General features: G+C 55.5%; 17 protein-coding genes. 15 read left to right on the forward strand and 2 right to left on the reverse strand.

Annotation, left to right across the window (positions count from 1 at the left end; translation table 11 throughout):
* Positions 1–128 precede the first annotated feature (128 nt).
* Positions 129–1,268, reverse strand: coding sequence for a tRNA epoxyqueuosine(34) reductase QueG (gene queG / locus K5Y32_RS17975; protein WP_101762857.1), 1,140 nt, complete (start codon positions 1,266–1,268; stop codon positions 129–131).
* On the opposite strand from queG, the gene nnr reads away from it, so the two are divergent.
* From nnr to K5Y32_RS18050, 15 genes are all read left to right on the forward strand, one after another.
* Positions 1,267–2,784, forward strand: a complete 1,518-nt coding sequence (gene nnr, locus K5Y32_RS17980) for a bifunctional ADP-dependent NAD(P)H-hydrate dehydratase/NAD(P)H-hydrate epimerase (protein WP_222185332.1) — start codon at positions 1,267–1,269, stop codon at positions 2,782–2,784. The genes queG and nnr overlap by 2 nt on opposite strands.
* A 3-nt stretch (positions 2,785–2,787) precedes the next feature.
* Positions 2,788–3,264: a tRNA (adenosine(37)-N6)-threonylcarbamoyltransferase complex ATPase subunit type 1 TsaE gene (gene tsaE / locus K5Y32_RS17985; RefSeq protein WP_222185333.1), complete on the forward strand. Its 477-nt coding sequence runs from the start codon at positions 2,788–2,790 to the stop codon at positions 3,262–3,264.
* Entirely contained in the window at positions 3,261–4,919 is a 1,659-nt protein-coding gene (gene amiB, locus K5Y32_RS17990; RefSeq protein ID WP_222185334.1) for an N-acetylmuramoyl-L-alanine amidase AmiB, read from the forward strand. The genes tsaE and amiB overlap by 4 nt, the downstream gene beginning before the upstream one ends.
* 43 nt (positions 4,920–4,962) lie before the next feature.
* Positions 4,963–6,816 carry a DNA mismatch repair endonuclease MutL gene (gene mutL / locus K5Y32_RS17995; RefSeq protein ID WP_222185335.1) on the forward strand — a complete coding sequence of 618 codons (1,854 nt, stop codon included), beginning with the start codon at positions 4,963–4,965 and terminating at the stop codon, positions 6,814–6,816.
* Positions 6,809–7,750, forward strand: coding sequence for a tRNA (adenosine(37)-N6)-dimethylallyltransferase MiaA (gene miaA, locus K5Y32_RS18000; protein ID WP_036648157.1), 942 nt, complete (start codon positions 6,809–6,811; stop codon positions 7,748–7,750). The genes mutL and miaA overlap by 8 nt, the downstream gene beginning before the upstream one ends.
* A 110-nt stretch (positions 7,751–7,860) precedes the next feature.
* On the forward strand, positions 7,861–8,178 hold the full coding sequence (hfq, locus tag K5Y32_RS18005) for an RNA chaperone Hfq (RefSeq protein WP_101762863.1): 318 nt from the start codon (positions 7,861–7,863) through the stop codon (positions 8,176–8,178).
* Positions 8,179–8,258: 80 nt separating this feature from the next.
* Complete coding sequence (gene hflX / locus K5Y32_RS18010; RefSeq protein ID WP_007892011.1) at positions 8,259–9,539, forward strand: ribosome rescue GTPase HflX; 1,281 nt, start codon at positions 8,259–8,261, stop codon at positions 9,537–9,539.
* Between the two features lie 227 nt (positions 9,540–9,766).
* Complete coding sequence (hflK, locus tag K5Y32_RS18015) at positions 9,767–11,002, forward strand: FtsH protease activity modulator HflK (protein WP_101762864.1); 1,236 nt, start codon at positions 9,767–9,769, stop codon at positions 11,000–11,002.
* A gap of 3 nt (positions 11,003–11,005) precedes the next feature.
* Positions 11,006–12,010, forward strand: coding sequence for a protease modulator HflC (hflC, locus tag K5Y32_RS18020; protein ID WP_101762865.1), 1,005 nt, complete (start codon positions 11,006–11,008; stop codon positions 12,008–12,010).
* Between the two features lie 57 nt (positions 12,011–12,067).
* Positions 12,068–12,265 (forward strand): DUF2065 family protein, encoded by a 198-nt coding sequence (locus K5Y32_RS18025; protein WP_008103612.1) that lies wholly within the window; start codon positions 12,068–12,070, stop codon positions 12,263–12,265.
* Between the two features lie 180 nt (positions 12,266–12,445).
* Positions 12,446–13,744, forward strand: a complete 1,299-nt coding sequence (locus K5Y32_RS18030) for an adenylosuccinate synthase (RefSeq protein WP_222185336.1) — start codon at positions 12,446–12,448, stop codon at positions 13,742–13,744.
* A gap of 191 nt (positions 13,745–13,935) precedes the next feature.
* A complete protein-coding gene (gene nsrR, locus K5Y32_RS18035; RefSeq protein WP_008103609.1) occupies positions 13,936–14,379 on the forward strand; it encodes a nitric oxide-sensing transcriptional repressor NsrR in 444 nt (147 codons plus the stop codon).
* A gap of 16 nt (positions 14,380–14,395) precedes the next feature.
* Positions 14,396–16,846: a ribonuclease R gene (rnr, locus tag K5Y32_RS18040; RefSeq protein ID WP_110867435.1), complete on the forward strand. Its 2,451-nt coding sequence runs from the start codon at positions 14,396–14,398 to the stop codon at positions 16,844–16,846.
* A gap of 108 nt (positions 16,847–16,954) precedes the next feature.
* Entirely contained in the window at positions 16,955–17,689 is a 735-nt protein-coding gene (gene rlmB / locus K5Y32_RS18045; RefSeq protein ID WP_222185337.1) for a 23S rRNA (guanosine(2251)-2'-O)-methyltransferase RlmB, read from the forward strand.
* Between the two features lie 83 nt (positions 17,690–17,772).
* Positions 17,773–19,401: an isovaleryl-CoA dehydrogenase gene (locus K5Y32_RS18050; RefSeq protein ID WP_222185338.1), complete on the forward strand. Its 1,629-nt coding sequence runs from the start codon at positions 17,773–17,775 to the stop codon at positions 19,399–19,401.
* On the opposite strand, the gene bsmA is transcribed toward K5Y32_RS18050, so the two are convergent.
* Positions 19,375–19,701 (reverse strand): biofilm peroxide resistance protein BsmA, encoded by a 327-nt coding sequence (gene bsmA / locus K5Y32_RS18055; RefSeq protein ID WP_222185339.1) that lies wholly within the window; start codon positions 19,699–19,701, stop codon positions 19,375–19,377. The genes K5Y32_RS18050 and bsmA overlap by 27 nt on opposite strands.
* Between the last annotated feature and the right edge of the window lie 20 nt (positions 19,702–19,721).

A 19,721-nucleotide genomic window follows, 5' to 3' on the forward strand; every position in this document is an offset into this window, starting at 1 on the left:
TAAATGGTTATAACTATTTCAGACTGTGATCTTGCCCTTAAGACGAAATTACGATCTCCGTCACGATTCAGTGGGATAATTTTATTCACAGCATGTGGAAAAGCGTTTTATCCTGTGCGACTGCTCAATCACGCATCACGTGGCAGGCCTTTTTCGACCGCGCGCACCAGCCGCTGTTTCTTCGCTGGCTGCACTTCTACCGCTTGCGCCGCGCGTTTCTGCAACTGCTGTGCAATCGCCCATTCAATATGCTCATCAAGCAGGGGATGTTCGCCGCTGCGCAATGCTAATGCCGCCATATTTTCTTCTGCCCAGGGCGCATTGCCCAATGCCACCGCAATATTTCGCAACCAGCGCAAATGCCCAATACGCCGAATCGCTGAACCTTCGGTGATACGCAGAAATTTGGCTTCATCCCATTTGAACAGATCGGTGAGCGGCGGCGCATGCAGCACCGCGCGCGGCGAGAAATCATCTTCATCGGTTAACTGGCCGTAACGATTCCACGGGCAGATCAGCTGGCAATCATCGCAGCCATAAATTCGATTACCAATCAGCGGACGGAACTCTTCAGGAATTGCGCCTTCCAACTCGATGGTGAGATAGGAGATGCAGCGACGCGCATCGACCACGTAAGGTTCGACGATAGCGGAAGTGGGGCAGATAGTGATACAGGCGACACAGCGTCCACACTGCTCTTCCTGGGGCTGATCGACCGGTAACGGCAGATCAATCAGCAGTTCGCCAAGGAAGAACCACGAACCCGCTTCACGGTTCAGGATCAACGAATGTTTGCCGGTCCAGCCTAAACCGGCTTTAGCGGCAATCGGGCGTTCGAGAATCGGTGCGGAATCGACGAACGGGCGAAAATTGCGTTCGCCACAGTGCGCCTGAATCATTTCTCCAAGCTTTTTCAGTCGATTGCGCAATACTTTGTGGTAGTCGCGGCCCAGCGCATAGCGGCTTACATAGCCCAGCTGCGGATTTTTCAAGGTGCTGGCAAAGGCGGCTTTAGCTGGAAGGTAGTTCATGCGTACGCTAATCACGCGCAGCGTGCCGGGCAGCAGCTCATGCGGCCGCGCACGCATCATGCCGTGGCGCGCCATCCAATCCATCTCGCCGTGATATTGCTTATCCAGCCACGCCTGCAGTTTGGGCTCTTCGGCGCTCAGATCGGTATCGCAAATACCCACCTGCTGGAAGCCGAGGTCGCGTCCCCACTGTTTAATTTGTTCAGCGAGCTGTTGAAGATCGAGAGGATATGACATGAGAAACCAGGCAATTGAAGCAAACGCGCGCAGTTTAACACACTCTGTCTGGCCTGCGCAGGCGATGGCGCAACTGGAACGCGATGCCGCCGATAGCCTGGGCTTAACGCTGTTTGAGCTGATGCAACGTGCTGGCCAGGCCAGCTATGAATTAATCCGCCAGCTGTGGCCGCAGGCGCAACATTGGTTGGTCCTGTGCGGGCACGGCAACAATGGCGGCGATGGTTATGTGGTGGCGCGACTGGCGCAGGCAGCAGGATTGAACGTGACGCTGCTGGCGTGCACAGGCAGTAAAGCGTTGCCAGAAGAGGCGCAGCAGGCGCAGGACGCATGGCTGGCGGCGGGCGGTGTGATTCACGCGGCGGATGCGCCCTGGCCGGAGCAGGTTGATGTGATTGTTGATGCGCTGCTCGGCACCGGCCTGAATCGCGCGCCCGCCGATCCTTACGATCGCCTGATCACACTCATCAACGCGCATGCCGCACCGGTGCTGGCGATCGATATTCCCTCTGGTTTGCTGGCGGCTAATGGCACGGCGCCGGGCAAAACGGTCATCGCCGATCACACGTTGAGCATGATTACGCTGAAACCCGGCCAACTGACCGGCAAGGCGCGCGATTACGTTGGCGTTCTGCACAACCATGAGTTGGGCTTGTCGGCATATCTTGCCGCTGAGCAGGCACCGATTTCACGCTATGACGCCGGGGATTTAACGTGCTGGCTGAAACCACGTCGCGCTACCTCTCATAAAGGTGATCAGGGGCGGCTATTGGTGGTCGGCGGCGACAGCGGCACGGCGGGCGCGATTCGCATGACCGGTGAAGCCGCCCTGCGAACCGGCGCCGGACTTGTGCGCGTGCTGACACATGAAGATAATATTGGCCCGATTCTCACCGCGCGACCGGAGTTAATGGTTGATGCGCTGAGCGATGAACGGCTGGATCAGGCGCTGGAGTGGGCGGATGTGATCGCCGTTGGACCGGGGCTCGGCCAGCGCGATTGGGCTCAGAAGGCACTGAAAAAGATCGCGGTCAGTGAAAAGCCGATGCTTTGGGATGCGGATGCGCTTAACCTGCTGGCAATCAAGCAGGATAACCGTCAGAATCGCATCATTACGCCGCATCCCGGCGAAGCTGCGCGCTTGCTGGGGGTGAAAACTAGCGAGATTGAGAGTGACCGCTTACACGCTGCGCGCGCCTTGGCGAAACGCTACGGCGGCGTGGTGGTTCTGAAAGGCGCGGGCACGGTGATTGCCAGCGCGGCGGGTGACATCGCCATTGCCGATGTGGGCAACGCGGGCATGGCGTCTGGCGGCATGGGCGATGTGCTGAGCGGGATTATTGCCGCTCTGCTCGGCCAGAAACTTACATTACTTGATGCAGCCTGCGCAGGCTGTGTCGCGCATGGGGCAACAGCCGATGCCGTCGCGCGTCAGCGCGGTACTCGCGGCATGTTAGCCACTGATTTGTTCGAGCTGCTGTGGCAGTTTGTTAATCCAGAGATGATCCAACAATAAAGCATGAAGACCTGTGTTATCCCTTTGCCCGATGAGGCGGCAACCCTGAATCTGGGTGCGCAATTGGCGCGCGTCTGCAACAGCGCGCTGGTGATCTATCTTTATGGCGATTTGGGTGCCGGTAAGACCACCTTTAGCCGTGGTTTTCTGCAGGCGCTCGGCCATCAAGGCAATGTAAAAAGCCCAACGTATACGCTGGTCGAGCCCTACGAGCTCGGCTCTCGCACGCTATACCATTTCGATCTCTATCGTCTTGCCGATCCCGAAGAGCTAGAGTTCATGGGCATCCGCGACTATTTCGCCGGCGATGCGCTCTGTCTGGTGGAGTGGCCGCAGAGGGGCACCGGCGTGCTGCCTGAGCCCGATTTAGCGCTGACGTTGCGCTACGTGGATGCGGCGCGTGAAGCCGAAATAAGCGCGATTTCCGCCACGGGCGAAGCGCTGTTAACCCAATTCCAGCAAGGCAGGGATCCGGCATGATGTCACGGATGAAAATCATTGTACTGGGCTTGCTGTGCCTGTTTTCTGCCTCGGCGTTGTCTGCCACGTTATCGGATATCAAAGTCGAAAATGGCGATAGCCAGGCTACCGTCACGCTGAGCTTTAACGGTCAGCCCGTATATGGCTTTTTTCCGCTGCACAATCCCAATCGTGTGGTGCTGGATATTCGTCAAAGCGGCGCGATTAAAGGATTGCCGCTCAATTTTAGCGGCGAAAATATTGTGCAGCGCATTCGCCATAGCCAGCCGAAGGATAAGCAAAGCCTGCGTCTGGTGTTCGAACTGACGCAGCCCGCGCAGACGCGCGCCAGCACGCAGCGCGATGGCAGTAATTATCGCGTGGTGTTCACCATTCGTGGGACGCAGCCAGCGAAGCGCCCGGCCGCTGCCGCACCTGTTACCACGGCGCATGAAAGCCTGCCGCAGAGCAGCAGCCAGGGCAATCCGTTCAACGCCAATCAGGTGACTGCGGTGACCAGCAGCAATACCACCGTGCGTCCTGGCAGCGCGGTTAGCCGCAACGATGTGGTCATTGTGGCGATTGACGCCGGACACGGCGGTCAGGATCCCGGCGCATCCGGCCAGCACGGTTTGCACGAGAAAAATGTCACCATCTCAATTGCGCGTAAGTTGAAAGCGCTGATGGATCAGGATCCGATGTTCAAACCGGTGCTGACGCGTAACGGCGACTATTTCATCTCGGTAATGGGCCGCTCAGAAGTGGCGCGTAAAGAGAACGCGAACCTGCTGGTATCCATTCACGCCGACGCCGCGCCAAATCACTCAGCCACCGGCGCATCGGTTTGGGTGCTGTCTAACCGCCGCGCCAATAACGAAATGGCGAACTGGCTGGAACAGAAAGAGAAACAATCTGAGCTGCTGGGCGGCGCAGGGGATCTGCTGGCGAACAGCCAGGCCGATCCCTATCTTAGCCAGGCAGTGCTGGATTTGCAGTTTGGTCATTCACAACGTGTAGGTTATGACGTCGCCGTCAAAGTCCTGCAGCAGTTGCGCGGTATTACGCCACTGCATAAGCGTCTGCCGGAACATGCCAGCCTTGGCGTTTTACGTTCCCCGGATATTCCCTCTTTACTGGTCGAAACCGGCTTTATTAGTAATGCCGCGGAGGAGCGGCTGCTTGGCAGCAGCGCGTATCAGGAGAAGATTGCTCAGTCGATTTATAAAGGCCTGCGCAATTATTTCCTTACGCATCCGCTGCAATCGATCCCAAAGGAGGAAAACCGGCCGCTGGACAGCGCACCAGCGGTTAGCGTCGCCAGCAACCCGGCGACCGGTACGGTGCAATATACCGGCGCAACGCAGCGTCATACCGTCACGCGTGGCGAAACGCTGTCGGGCATCGCGGCAAAATATGGCGTGAGCATGGCGACGTTACGTGAGATGAATAGCCTGAAGCGCGATGTGGTTTGGGTGGGACAGCGCCTGAAGGTGCCCGCGAAATCCAGCGTCAGCGTGGCGGCGAGTCGTCCAACCCGGCATAAAGTGGTGCGCGGTGATTCCCTCACGGCGATTGCCGCGCACTATGGCGTGAGCTCAAAAGCCATCATGCAGGCGAATAATATGAAGTCGAGCAATGTGATGCTGGGGCAAAACTTAAAAATTCCGCAATCCTGATTGTTGGCTCCCCGTGAGCCAACCAGCCAGAAGGATCACCACCATGCCAATACAGATTTTACCGCCGCAGCTGGCGAACCAGATTGCCGCAGGCGAAGTGGTTGAGCGCCCGGCGTCGGTCGTAAAAGAGCTGGTGGAAAACAGCCTTGATGCCGGCGCCACGCGCATTGACGTCGATATTGAGAAAGGTGGCGCGAAGCTCATCCGCATTCGCGACAACGGCTGCGGTATCGCCAAAGCCGAGCTTGCAATGGCATTGGCGCGGCATGCGACCAGCAAAATTGCTTCGCTTGATGACCTTGAGGCGATCATGAGCCTCGGCTTTCGTGGCGAAGCGCTCGCTAGTATCAGTTCCGTTTCTCGTTTAACGCTGACTTCACGCACCGCCGACCAAAGCGAAGCCTGGCAAGCCTACGCGGAAGGGCGCGACATGGATGTGACGGTGAAACCGGCTGCGCATCCGGTGGGCACCTCGCTGGAAGTGCTCGACCTGTTCTATAACACGCCCGCTCGCCGCAAATTCATGCGCACTGAAAAGACCGAGTTTACCCATATCGATGAGGTGATTCGTCGTATTGCGCTGGCACGCTTTGACGTCGCTATTTCGCTTAGCCACAACGGTAAGTTAATGCGTCAGTATCGCGCGGTCAGTGAAGATGCGCAGCGGGAGCGGCGTTTAGGGGCCATTTGCGGCACCACGTTTATGCAGCACGCTTTACGCATTGAGTGGCAGCACGATGATTTAGCGCTGCGCGGTTGGGTCGCCGATCCTCACGGTTCGCGCCAGGTTACCGATCTGCAATATTGCTACGTCAACGGACGCATGATGCGCGACAAGCTCATCAATCACGCGATTCGTCAGGCTTATCAAACGCAGCTTGGTGACGATCAGCAGCCGGCTTACGTGCTCTATCTGGAGATCGACCCGCATCAGGTGGATGTCAACGTCCATCCGGCTAAACACGAGGTGCGTTTTCATCAGTCCCGTCTGGTACATGATTTTATCTGGCAAGGCGTGATGAGTGCGCTGCAAGCCAGCCGCGCGCCGGAATTGCCCATCGCCCATGCCGAAGAACCAGCGCCAAAGTGGCAGCCAGAAAACCGTCAGGCGGCAGGCGCGAACCACTTTGCACAACCCAGCAACACGCCACGCAGCGGCGGCGCTTCTGCGGCCGCGAGTGCGAACTGGCAGAACAAAGAGCCGGTTTACAGTGCGCGTGAAGGTAATGCCTATAAGCAGTTGATGAAAACGCCGATGGTAGAAACGCCGCGCGCTGCGCCAGTTCCTGCCGCGGCTCCGGTACGTCTGCCGGAAAAGCTTGAAGCGCCGCTGGCCGCCCATGCGCAAAGCTTCGGCCGCGTGTTAAGCGTTTTGCAGGATCGTTATGCGCTGCTGGAACGTGGTAGCGCATTGCAATTGTTATCGCTGGCCGTGGCAGCGCGCTGGCTAAAACAGGCCCAGCTTGAACCAGGGGAAGAAGGTTTAAAACCGCAGCCGCTGCTGATCCCGGTGCGCCTGAAAATTGCTGCGCCCGAGCTGGCTGCCATCGCCGATCATGCCGCGCTGCTGAGCCAGATGGGCATTGATTTACAACGAGAAGGGCAACACGTGACGTTGCACGCGGTGCCTTTACCGTTACGAACACAAAATTTACAAATCTTGATTCCAGAACTGTTAGGCTACCTGGCCCGGCAGCAAGAGGTTTCTGCATCCACGTTGGCCCAATGGCTGGCGCGTCGAGATGATGCAGAAGACGCTCACTGGAATCACTCGCAGGCGATTGCACTGCTGGCAGAGCTGGAAAGGCTTTGTCCGCAACTGCTGAAGTCGCCGCCTTCAGGTCTGTTACAGACCATTGAGATTGAGAGCGCGCTAAACGCGTTGAAGCATGAGTGAACTAAACCAGGCTAGCCGGCCAAAGGCAATTTTTTTGATGGGGCCTACCGCCTCCGGTAAGACGGCGTTAGCGATTTCGCTGCGTCAGCAACTTCCGGTGGAACTTATTAGCGTTGACTCTGCCTTAATCTATCGCGGGATGGATATTGGCACGGCGAAACCGTCGGCAGAAGAGTTAGCACTGGCGCCCCATCGTTTGCTGGACATTCGCGATCCGGCGGAAGCGTATTCCGCCGCAGAGTTTCGTCGCGATGCGTTGGCAGAAATGGCGGAGATCACCCGGAAGGGGAAGATTCCGTTGCTTGTTGGTGGAACCATGCTCTACTTCAAGGCGTTACTTGAAGGATTGTCGCCGTTGCCCTCGGCCGATCCCGAGGTGCGTCAGCGAATAGAGCAAATGGCGGCGGAGAAAGGGTGGGAAGCCTTGCACCGTCAGCTGTGTGAAATCGATCCGGTCGCCGGTAGTCGTATTCATCCGAATGATCCGCAGAGACTTTCGCGAGCACTGGAAGTTTTTTTTATTTCGGGTAAAACTTTAACGGAACTGACAAAAACCTCCGGCGAAGCGTTACCCTACGACGTGTACCAGTTTGCTATCGCACCTGCGAGTCGTGAACTGATACATCAACGCATTGCGTTGCGTTACGACCAGATGCTAGCGTCAGGATTTGAAGCGGAGGCTCGTGCACTGTTTGCGCGAGGTGATTTGCATACGGACATGCCTTCCATTCGTTGTGTCGGTTATCGCCAGATGTGGTCTTATTTGTCAGGTGAAATCGATTACGACGAAATGGTTTATCGGGGAATTTGCGCCACTCGGCAGCTCGCTAAACGCCAGATGACCTGGTTACGTGGCTGGCCTGAAGTACACTGGTTAAACAGTGATGAGCCAGAGTTAGCGCGTAATGCGGTGCTTAAGGTAGTTAGTGCGTAGCAGGGATGATTGTGTACAATTGGTCCGTTATCGTGCGCAAATTTTTACGCAGTTTTTCTGAACCACGGTTCTTAAAGTAACAAACAACAAGCATATAAGGAAAAGATAGAATGGCTAAGGGGCAATCTTTACAAGACCCGTTTTTGAACGCATTGCGTCGTGAACGTGTACCGGTTTCGATCTATTTGGTGAATGGTATTAAGCTGCAAGGGCAAATTGAATCCTTTGATCAGTTCGTCATTCTGTTAAAAAACACGGTCAGCCAGATGGTGTATAAACACGCCATCTCTACAGTGGTTCCTTCTCGTCCAGTGTCGCACCATAGCAATAACGCGGGCGGCAGCGGTGGTAGCAGCAACTATCATCACAGCGGAAGCAATCAAAGCGCTCAGTCGCAGCCACAACAAGACGGCGATAACGCAGAATAATTTTGCGCTGCCGTAAAGCCAGGGCTGGAGAACGAGCACGTTTTCCTGTCCTGGTTATTTTATTTTAGCGAGGTTATAGCTTGTTTGACCGTTATGATGCCGGTGAGCAGGCCGTACTGGTACACATCTGGTTCTCCCAAGACAAAGAGCTGGAAGATTTGCAGGAGTTTGAAACTCTTGTCTCTTCTGCGGGCGTTGAAGCGCTGCAAGTCATTACGGGCAGCCGTAAAGCGCCACATCCCAAATATTTTGTCGGTGAAGGAAAGGCAGTTGAAATTGCCGATGCGGTAAAAGCGAGTGGAGCATCGGTCGTTTTATTCGATCATGCCTTAACTCCTGCTCAGGAACGTAATCTTGAACGGCTGTGCGAATGTCGCGTAATCGATCGCACCGGCTTAATTCTCGATATATTCGCCCAGCGCGCCCGCACCCATGAGGGTAAATTGCAGGTCGAGCTGGCACAACTACGCCATTTAGCAACCCGTTTGGTTCGCGGATGGACACACCTTGAACGCCAGAAAGGCGGTATCGGTTTACGTGGTCCGGGTGAAACTCAGCTGGAAACGGACCGACGCTTGCTGCGTGGCCGTATCAGTCAGATTCTCTCCCGTCTTGAACGCGTCGAAAAACAGCGCGATCAGGGCAGACAAGCGCGTGCCAAAGCTGACGTGCCAACCGTTTCGCTGGTGGGTTACACCAACGCCGGTAAATCCACCCTGTTCAACGCGATTACCTCTGCGGATGTGTACGTAGCGGATCAACTGTTCGCGACACTTGATCCGACATTGCGTCGTTTGAATGTGGCGGATGTGGGTGAAGTGGTTTTAGCAGACACCGTTGGTTTTATCCGTCATTTGCCGCACGACTTAGTCGCGGCGTTTAAAGCCACGCTGCAGGAAACGCGTCAGGCGACATTGCTGCTGCATGTGATTGACGCCGCCGATTTGCGTGTGAATGACAACATTGATGCAGTAAATGAAGTTCTGGAAGAGATTGAAGCTGACGAAATTCCGGCGCTGTTGATCATGAACAAAATCGATATGCTGGAGGACTTTGTGCCGCGTATCGATCGCAACGAAGAGAACCAGCCGATTCGTGTGTGGTTATCTGCACAGAGCGGCGTGGGTCTGCCGTTGCTGTGGCAGGCGCTCTCTGAGCGTTTAGCCGGTGAAATCGCGCAGTACGATTTACGTCTGCCGCCGGAAGCGGGCCGTTTGCGCAGTCGTTTTTATCAGTTGCATGCTATAGAAAAAGAATGGAATGAAGATGATGGCTGTGTGAGTTTGCACGTGCGTATGCCGATAGTTGATTGGCGTCGTCTGTGTAAACAAGAGCCGTCGCTAGCCAGTTATATTGTTTGAAATTGCCCAAACGCCTTTACTCAATATCTTTTAGATTGTCGTCATTATCGTTGCAGGCCGTATGTGCAGGATTTACCCGAATATTTCGGATTCCAGCAAGGCGGCAACTGAGTGAATCCCCAGGAGCTTACATCAGTAAGTGACTGGGGTGAACGAAGGCAGCCAACGAAGCTGCAATCCGAAAGATGAAGGGTAAAAAACGTAAATACAATAAATGGAGTAGAAACATGGCGTGGAATCAGCCCGGAAATAACGGACAGGACCGCGACCCGTGGGGAAGCAGCAATAATCAAGGCGGCAACTCTGGGGGAAATAAAGGAGGTCGCGATCAGGGACCACCTGATCTGGATGATATCTTCCGAAAGTTGAGTAAAAAACTCGGCGGACTGGGCGGTGGCAAACAGAATGACAATGGCCAGCGCAGCGGCGGTAGCGGTGGCAAAGTAGTTGGCATTGTTGCCGTAGCGGCAGTCGTTATCTGGGCGGCTAGCGGTTTCTACACCATCAAAGAAGCGGAACGTGGCGTCGTCACGCGCTTTGGCAAATTTAGCCATCTGGTTGAGCCAGGCCTCAACTGGAAACCGACTTTCGTCGATCAGGTTCGCGCCGTAAACGTAGAAGCCGTACGTGAACTGGCGGCGTCTGGCGTGATGTTGACGTCGGATGAAAACGTAGTGCGCGTTGAGATGAACGTGCAGTACCGCGTGACCGATCCTGAGCGTTATCTGTATGCCGTGACCAGTGCCGATGACAGCCTGCGTCAGGCCACCGACAGCGCCTTGCGTGGCGTTATTGGTCGCTCAACCATGGACCGCATCCTGACGGAAGGTCGTACCGTGGTACGTAGCGAAACTCAGCGTGAGCTTGACGAGACTATCCGTCCGTACAACATGGGTATTACCCTGCTGGACGTAAACTTCCAGGCGGCGCGCCCACCAGAAGAAGTAAAAGCCGCGTTTGATGATGCGATTGCCGCACGTGAAAACCGTGAACAATACGTCCGTGAAGCTGAAGCTTATTCGAACGAAGTTCAGCCGCGTGCTAATGGTCAGGCGCAACGTATCCTCGAAGAGGGGCGTGCTTACAAAGAACGTACGGTGTTAGAAGCGCAAGGTGAAGTGGCGCGTTTTGCTCGCTTGCTGCCTGAATATAAAGCTGCACCAGAAATCACGAAAGAGCGTCTCTATATTGAAACCATGGAACGTGTGCTGAGTCATACCCGCAAGGTATTGATCAGCGATCGTGGTAATAATTTGACAGTCCTGCCATTGGATCAACTGATGCGCGGTGGTCAGGCATCTGGCCAAGGCGGTCAGAAAATGACGAATTTAATGAAGTCTCCTTCGTCGTCCGATAGTAATGCGAGCCGTGGAGATTCTTCATCTTACAGTCCAGACAGCATCATGGATCAGCGTCGCGCCAATGCGCTGCGCAACGATACCCAGCGCCAGGGGAGGGAGTAATCGATGCGTAAGCCAATCATCGCCGTAATTATTGTAGTGCTGGTGGTGCTTTACGCGTCACTGTTCGTGGTGCAGGAAGGCCAACGCGGCATCGTGCTGCGCTTTGGTAAGGTTCTGCGTGATGACGAAAACAAACCGCTGGTGTACGCACCGGGTCTGCATTTCAAAATTCCGTTTATCGAAACCATGAAATCACTGGATGCGCGCATTCAGACCATGGATAACCAGGCTGACCGCTTTGTTACCAAAGAGAAGAAAGACCTGATCGTTGATTCTTACATCAAGTGGCGCATCAGTGACTTCAGCCGTTACTACCTGGCAACCGGTGGTGGCGACGTTTCTCAGGCAGAAGTGCTGCTGAAACGTAAGTTCAGTGACCGTCTGCGTTCTGAAATGGGTCGTCTGGATGTGAAAGACATCGTGACTGATTCACGTGGCCGTTTAACCACCGACGTGCGTGATGCCCTGAACACCGGCAGCGCTGGCAATGATGATGACGTTCAGACGCCAGCAGCGGATGATGCGATTGCGAGTGCGGCAGCACGTGTAGAACGTGAAACCAACAGCAGTGAGCCGGCACCAAACCCGAACAGCATGGCTGCGTTAGGTATTGAAGTTGTCGACGTACGCATCAAGCAGATCAACCTGCCGACTGAAGTGTCTGACGCGATCTACAACCGTATGCGCGCCGAGCGTGAAGCGGTAGCGCGTAGTCAGCGTTCACAAGGTCAGGAAGAGGCAGAGAAACTGCGTGCACAGGCCGATTATCAGGTTACGCGCACGCTGGCAGAAGCACAGCGTGAAGCGCTGATTTCGCGCGGTGAAGGTGATGGTGAAGCGGCAAAACTGTTTGCTGATGCCTTCAGCCAGGATCCGGATTTCTATGCCTTTATCCGCAGCCTGCGCGCCTATGAGAATAGCTTCTCAGACAACCAGGATGTGCTGGTGCTGAGCCCGGATAGCGATTTCTTCCGCTATATGAAAGCGCCCTCTAACGCCACGCGTTAAGAACTGATATAAAGTCCAGGCCGACAATGTTGTCGGCCTTTTTTTTGGGAAAAAATCATGAATTCAACCATCTGGATGGCGCTGGCTTTGGTTTTGGTGCTGGAAGGACTTGGACCGATGTTTATGCCACGTGCGTGGCGGCGGATGATTCTGGCGATGACGCAGTTGCCCGATCGTCTCTTGCATCGTTTTGGTGGCGGTTTAGTGGTGGCCGGCGTAGTGATTTACGCCATGATCAGCATGCATGCGCGTTAATCAGCCTGAAATTATGTGAGGCCGCCCGACTCAATTGTGTCTGTTGGCCGCTGTTCCCCCAACATGTTGTGAGCTGAGCAAAACTCAGGCAAAAAACAGCGCAATCGTATGCTAAAAGTGCTGAAAGAGTAAAAGTCAGGTGGTAGAATCCATTTTTAAGCAATCGGTGATTTTGAAAAAATGGGTAAGAACGTCGTCGTACTGGGCACCCAATGGGGTGACGAAGGTAAAGGTAAGATCGTAGACCTTCTGACAGAGCGCGCGAATTACGTCGTGCGTTACCAAGGTGGCCATAATGCAGGCCACACACTTGTCATCAACGGTGAAAAAACCGTCCTCCACTTAATTCCATCTGGCATCCTGCGTGAAAACGTCACCAGCATCATTGGTAACGGCGTTGTCCTGTCGCCTGAAGCGCTGATGAAAGAGATGAAAGGTCTGGAAGAGCGCGGTGTGCCGGTACGTGAACGTCTGTTGATCTCTGAAGCCTGCCCATTGATTCTGCAGTACCACGTAGCAATGGATGTGGCGCGCGAAAAAGCGCGTGGCGCTAAAGCTATCGGCACCACCGGTCGCGGTATCGGTCCTGCCTATGAAGATAAAGTGGCACGTCGCGGTCTGCGCGTGAGCGATCTCTTCAACAAAGAAACCTTTGCGGTGAAGCTGAAAGAGATCGTCGATTTCTACAACTTCCAGCTGGTTAACTATTACAAAACCGACGCAGTTGACTACGAAAAAGTGCTGAGTGATACGCTGGCGGTGGCCGATATCATTACCAGCATGGTGGTTGATGTGTCTGATCTGCTGGACGGCGCGCGCAAGCTTGGCGACCTGATCATGTTTGAAGGTGCGCAGGGTACGCTGCTGGATATCGACCACGGTACCTATCCATACGTGACCTCATCAAACACCACCGCAGGTGGCGTAGCGACGGGTTCAGGTATTGGTCCACGCTATGTTGATTACGTGCTGGGTATCGTGAAAGCCTACTCAACGCGCGTGGGTGCCGGTCCATTCCCGACCGAACTGTTCGATGAAACCGGCGAGTTCCTGTGTGCTCAAGGTAACGAGTTCGGCGCGACCACCGGTCGTCGTCGTCGTACCGGCTGGCTGGATGCGGTTGCCGTTCGCCGTGCCGTACAGATCAACTCCCTTTCAGGTTTCTGCATGACCAAACTGGACGTGCTGGATGGCCTGAAAGAAGTGAAAATCTGTGTCGCTTATCGCATGCCAGATGGCCGCGAAATGACCACCACGCCGCTGGCAGCTGAAGGCTGGGAAGGCATTGAGCCGATTTACGAAACCATGCCAGGCTGGAGCGAGACCACATTCGGCGTCAAGACGCTGGAAGGTCTGCCGCAAGCTGCACGCGACTACATCAAACGTGTAGAAGAAGTGACCGGTGTGCCGATTGATATTATTTCTACCGGCCCAGACCGCAGTGAGACCATGATTCTGCGCGACCCGTTCGACGCATAATCTCCTCAGGCCGGACTCTGTCCGGCCTTTGTATTTCTAATCTTTGACTCCACTCACTCTATTTTTTCTTGCAAATATCGATACTTGCCGGAAAAAAACGCACCGGCCACCACGCTCTGGTTTATCATCATATTTAAACATCACGCCGACCGGCGCATAACCATAACGTTCGATGATTCACTGAGGTATATGTGCAGCTAACAAGTTTTACCGATTATGGTCTGCGTGCCCTGATTTACATGGCGACGTTACCGGAAGGTAAGCAGACCAACATTACCGAAGTCACCGATACCTACGGGGTGTCGCGTAACCATATGGTTAAAATCATCAATCAACTTAGCCGGGCTGGCTTTGTCGCCGCAACACGCGGTAAAAACGGCGGAATTCGTTTAGGCATGGACCCGGAAAAAATCGTCATTGGCGATGTGGTGCGAAGAATGGAGCCATTGCAGCTCGTGAACTGCGACGAGTGTGTGATCACGCCAGCCTGTCGTTTGCGTAAAGCATTGCACGATGCGGTCCAGCTATTCCTCAAGGAACTGGACAAGTATACGCTGGCCGATTTGGTCAAAGATAACGATTCACTGTACCAACTTTTATTGTCCGAACCGCCGGTGGCAATCCAAATTAAATGACATCGGAGGAACCGTAATGTCAAAAGATCCTTATCAGGATAGAGAAGCTGAAAAATACGAAAACCCAATTCCAAGCCGCGAATTTATTCTGGCACTGCTGGAAAAACGCGAAAAGCCGACCAGCCGCGATGACATCGCGCAGGAATTGAATATCACCAGTGAAGAGCAGCTGGAAGCGCTGCGTCGTCGTCTGCGCGCCATGGAGCGCGATGGCCAGCTGGTGTTTACTCGCCGTCAATGTTACGCCCTGCCAGAACGTCTTGATCTGCTTCGCGGTAAAGTGATTGGCCATCGCGATGGCTATGGCTTCCTGCGCGTAGAAGGTCAGAAAGATGATTTCTATCTCTCTGCTGAGCAGATGAAATTCTGCCTGCACGGCGACGTGATTCTGGCGCAGCCAGGCAGCGCCGATCGTAAAGGTCGTCGTGAAGCGCGCGTGGTGCGCGTGCTTGAGCCACGTAACAGCCAGATCGTCGGCCGCTACTTTACCGATGCAGGTACCGGTTTTGTGGTGCCGGATGACAGCCGCCTGAGTTTCGACATCCTGATCCCGCAAGAAGAAACGCTTAACGCGCGTATGGGTTCAGTGGTGGTGGTTGAAATCACCCAACGTGCGACGCGTCGCACCAAAGCGATCGGTAAAGTGACCGAGCTGCTGGGTGACGATATGGGCACCAGCCTTGCGGTCGATATGGCGGTGCGCACCCATGAAATCCCGCACACATGGCCGGAAGAAGTTGAGAAGCAAATCGCTAAGCTGAAAGAAGAAGTACCGGAAGAAGCGAAGCTGGGACGTGTTGATTTACGTAAGTTGCCGCTGGTCACCATTGATGGTGAAGATGCACGTGACTTTGATGATGCGGTTTTCTGCGAGAAGAAACGCGGCGGCGGCTGGCGTTTATGGGTGGCCATTGCCGACGTCAGCTATTACGTACGTCCGGGCACGCCGCTGGACGATGAAGCGCATCAGCGCGGCACCTCGGTCTATTTCCCGTCGCAGGTTATCCCGATGCTGCCGGAGATTCTCTCCAACGGCTTGTGCTCGCTGAATCCGCAGGTTGATCGTTTGTGCATGGTGTGTGAGATGACCATCTCCTCCAGCGGCAAACTTACCGGTTTCAAACACTATGAAGCGGTGATGAATTCCCATGCGCGACTGACCTACAACAAAGTGTGGAACATTCTGCAAGGTGATGCCGATCTGCGTGAACAATACGCGGCTCAGGTTCCTCATCTGCACGAGTTGCACAACATGTATCAGGTGCTGGAAACCGCGCGCGAGCAGCGTGGCGGCATTTCGTTTGAGACCGATGAACCCAAGTTCATCTTCAACGCCGAGCGTCGCATTGAGCGCGTTGAGCGCACGTCACGCAATGATGCGCATAAGCTGATTGAAGAGTGTATGATTCTCGCCAATATCGCCTCAGCGCGTTTTGTTGAGAAAAATGAAGAGCCTGCGCTGTTCCGCGATCACGATCGTCCAAGCGAAGACAGCATCAAAAGCTTCCGTACCGTATTGAACGAGCTGGGCTTAAGCCTGCCGGGTGGCACTAAGCCACACCCGACCGATTATGCCGCCTTGCTGAAGCAAGTGGCCGATCGGCCAGACGCAGAAATGCTGCAAACCATGCTGCTGCGTTCGATGAAACAGGCGGTTTACGATCCTGAAAACCGGGGTCACTTCGGCTTGGCGCTGGCGTCGTACGCGCACTTCACCTCGCCGATTCGCCGCTACCCGGATTTGCTGCTGCATCGCGCCATCAAATATCTGCTGGCAAAAGAGCGCGGCGAAGTGGATGGCATCACCACGCCGACCGGCGGCTATCACTACGACATGCAGCAGATGCTGCAGCTGGGCCAGCACTGTTCACTGACCGAGCGCCGTGCTGATGAAGCCACGCGCGATGTTGCCGATTGGCTGAAGTGTGACTTCATGCAGGATCAGGTTGGCAACGTGTTCAACGGCGTGATCTCCAGTGTGACTGGCTTTGGTTTCTTCGTGCGTCTTAACGAACTGTTTATCGATGGTTTGGTGCACGTTTCCTCGCTGGATAACGACTATTATCGCTTCGATGCGGTGGGTCAGCGTCTGATTGGTGAATCCGGCGGCCGTACTTATCGTCTGGGCGATGCGGTGGAAGTGCGCGTTGAAGCCGTGCATATGGACGAGCGTAAAATCGACTTCGCGCTGATCTCCAGCAAGCGTGTACCGCGCGGCGAAGGCAAAACCGAACGTGAGCGCGAGAAACGCGGTGGCAAACCGCCAGCCAAGCGTCGTCGTGATGCCGGCAAGAAGGGCACTTTCGAACCTGATTCAGCGTTCCGCGGCGAAAAGAAAAAGACTGCGGTTGCTGAAAAACCGGCTAAAACCGAGAAAAAAGGCAAAAAAGTCTCCGAGAAAACCCGTAAAATCGCCGCCGCCACCAAGTCTAAGCGCGCGTCGAAGAAGCAGCCTGACGAAGCCTGATAGTTTGGTCGCCTTGCGGGGCGACTTGACGAAACCGTTGTAGGGTGCGCATTCCTGCGCACCTGAATCTCCGAATTCAACGATCTAAATCCAACCTTGAGCAAAGTAATGAGTGAAATAATTTTTGGTATTCATAGCGTGCAGGCGCTGCTGGAGCGCGATCCTCAGCGTTTTCAGGAAGTCTTTATCCTTAAAGGCCGCGAAGATCGTCGCCTGCAGCCGCTGATCCTCGCACTGGAAGCTCAGGGAATCCCGGTGCAGGTGGCGAACCGTCAATGGCTCGATAGCCAGGTTGAAGGCGGCGTGCATCAGGGCATCGTGGCGCGCGTGAAGCCAGGCAAGCAGTATCAGGAGGGTGATTTACCGGATCTGCTGCAGAGCCTTGAGAAACCGTTCCTGCTGGTGCTGGATGGCGTTACCGATCCGCACAACCTCGGTGCTTGCCTGCGTAGCGCGGATGCCGCGGGCGTGCATGCGGTCATCGTGCCAAAAGACCGTGCAGCACCGTTGAATGCCACCGCGAAGAAAGTGGCCAGCGGCGCGGCGGAAAACGTGCCGTTGATTCGCGTCACCAACCTGGCGCGCACCTTGCGCTTGCTGCAGGAATACCACGTCTGGGTGGTTGGTACCGCAGGCGAAGCCGATCACACCGTTTACCAAAGCAAAATGACCGGCCCAATGGCGCTGGTGATGGGCGCGGAAGGTGAAGGTATGCGTCGTTTAACGCGTGAGCATTGCGATGAGCTGATCAGCATCCCAATGGCAGGCAGCGTCTCGTCACTCAACGTGTCAGTTGCCACTGGCGTGTGCTTGTTCGAAGCCGTACGTCAGCGTCAGGCGTGATCCCCACCGCAAAAAGTTTTCCAGGCCAGGCATAACTGCACATCCTCTTCATACTTGAAAAATGAGTATGAGGAGGACGTTATATGATTTGGACCACTCACACCGTATTCAATCAGCCCCAACCGCTCAGCAACAGCAACCTATTCTCGCGTGATATCGCCCTGTGCGAGGCCGTTGCACGCGAAGGTGCCAGCTGGGATCGCGAATGGCTGGCTTCCGTCGGCCTGCAACTTGGCAGCGCCGAATCCCTTGAGTTAGGCCGCTTAGCTAACGTCGAAGCGCCTGAACTGCTGCGCTACAACGCGCGCGGTGAACGCCTCGACGAAGTGCGTTTTCATCCCGCCTGGCATCTGCTGATGCAGGGATTATGCGCCAGTCGGCTTCACAATCTCAGCTGGCAGCCCGACGTTCAGCCACAGGCGATGGTGGCGCGCGCCGCACGATTTATCCTGCATGCCCAAGTGGAAGCCGGCTCGCTCTGTCCGGTGACGATGACGCACGCCGCCATTCCGCTGCTGCAGAATCATCTGCCTGAACCCTACGCGGACTGGCGCGAAGCGCTGCTCAGCGATCGTTACGATGCGCATCATCTGCCTGGCAACAAGAAACGCGGTCTGTTGATTGGCATGGGCATGACGGAAAAACAGGGCGGCACCGATGTGTTGAGCAACACCACACGCGCCGAACCGCTCGGCGTGCGCGGGCCGGGCGAAGCGTATCGCATCACCGGCCATAAATGGTTTTTCTCGGTCCCGCAAAGCGATGCGCATCTGATTCTGGCGCAAACGTCACAGGGATTGAGTTGCTTCTTCCTGCCCCGCTTGCTGCCGGACGGCACGCGCAACGCCATTCGCATCGAACGCCTTAAAGACAAGCTCGGCAATCGCTCCAACGCCAGCGCTGAAGTGGAATTTCAGGATGCTATCGGCTGGCTGATGGGCGAAGAGGGCGAAGGTGTGCGGCTGATCCTCAAGATGGGCGGTATGACGCGCTTCGACTGCGCGCTGGGCAGCCACGGACAGATGCGTCGTGCGCTGTCGATTGCCGTACACCATGCGCAGCAGCGTCAGGTGATGGGCAAGAACCTTATCGATCAGCCGCTAATGCGCGCGGTGCTGGCGCAACAGGCGCTGCAGCTGGAAGGGCAAACCGCACTGCTGCTGCGGCTGGCGCGCGCCTGGTCAACGCCGGCCAGCGAACATGAGCGCTTATACGCACGCCTGTTCACACCCGCCGCCAAATTTGTGATCTGCCAGGCGGGCATGCCTTTTGTGGCAGAAGCGATGGAAGTGTTGGGCGGCATTGGCTATTGCGAAGAGAGCGAGCTGCCGCGTCTTTATCGTGAGATGCCAGTGAATAGTATCTGGGAAGGCGCCGGCAATGTGATGTGCCTGGATGTCATGCGGGTGCTCGGTCGTCACGCCGAGGTGATGACCATGCTGCACGATGAGTTTGAGGCGGTGAAGGGCAGTAATCGTCACTTTGATCGCCGCTGGCGGCAATTACGCTTGCAGCTCGCGAACCCGCGTGAAGGGCAGGCGCGAGAAATCACGCGCGAGTTACTGCAGCTGGCAAGTGCCGCGATTCTGCTGAAAGTGGCAGAGCCGCCGCTGGCCGATGGCTGGTGTCAGCAGCAGCTTGATCTGCGCGGCACACGGGCATTAAGCGACGATCTCTGCACGCGCTTACTGTTGCGCTGCAGCGCCGGTTGACGGCGCGCCATACAGAATGGCAGTGGCGTACCAGAAGCTGGGGATGGTGGTCTCATCCAGCATCAGAATTTGATAGTAAACCGCGCCCGCCTGGTTGGCTTTCGCGGCGATAGCGCGCTGTGCATCATCCGGCGAGCCGCGTGTGGTGGTAGTGATAGTGCCGAGCTTCGGCAGGCCAATACTCTGCGCGCGTGAAATCTCCTGCGCGTGCTGCGTGGGCGGCGGCGGAGCTTGTGGCGTAGTGGTGAAAGCGGCGCAGCCGCTGAGCAGCAGCGTTAAGGCCAAATAGAGAGTACGCATAGCAACTCCTGAAGCAGTAA

Origin of the sequence: Pantoea sp. DY-15 (assembly GCF_019795935.1) — a bacterium.
Lineage (GTDB): Bacteria > Pseudomonadota > Gammaproteobacteria > Enterobacterales > Enterobacteriaceae > Pantoea > Pantoea leporis.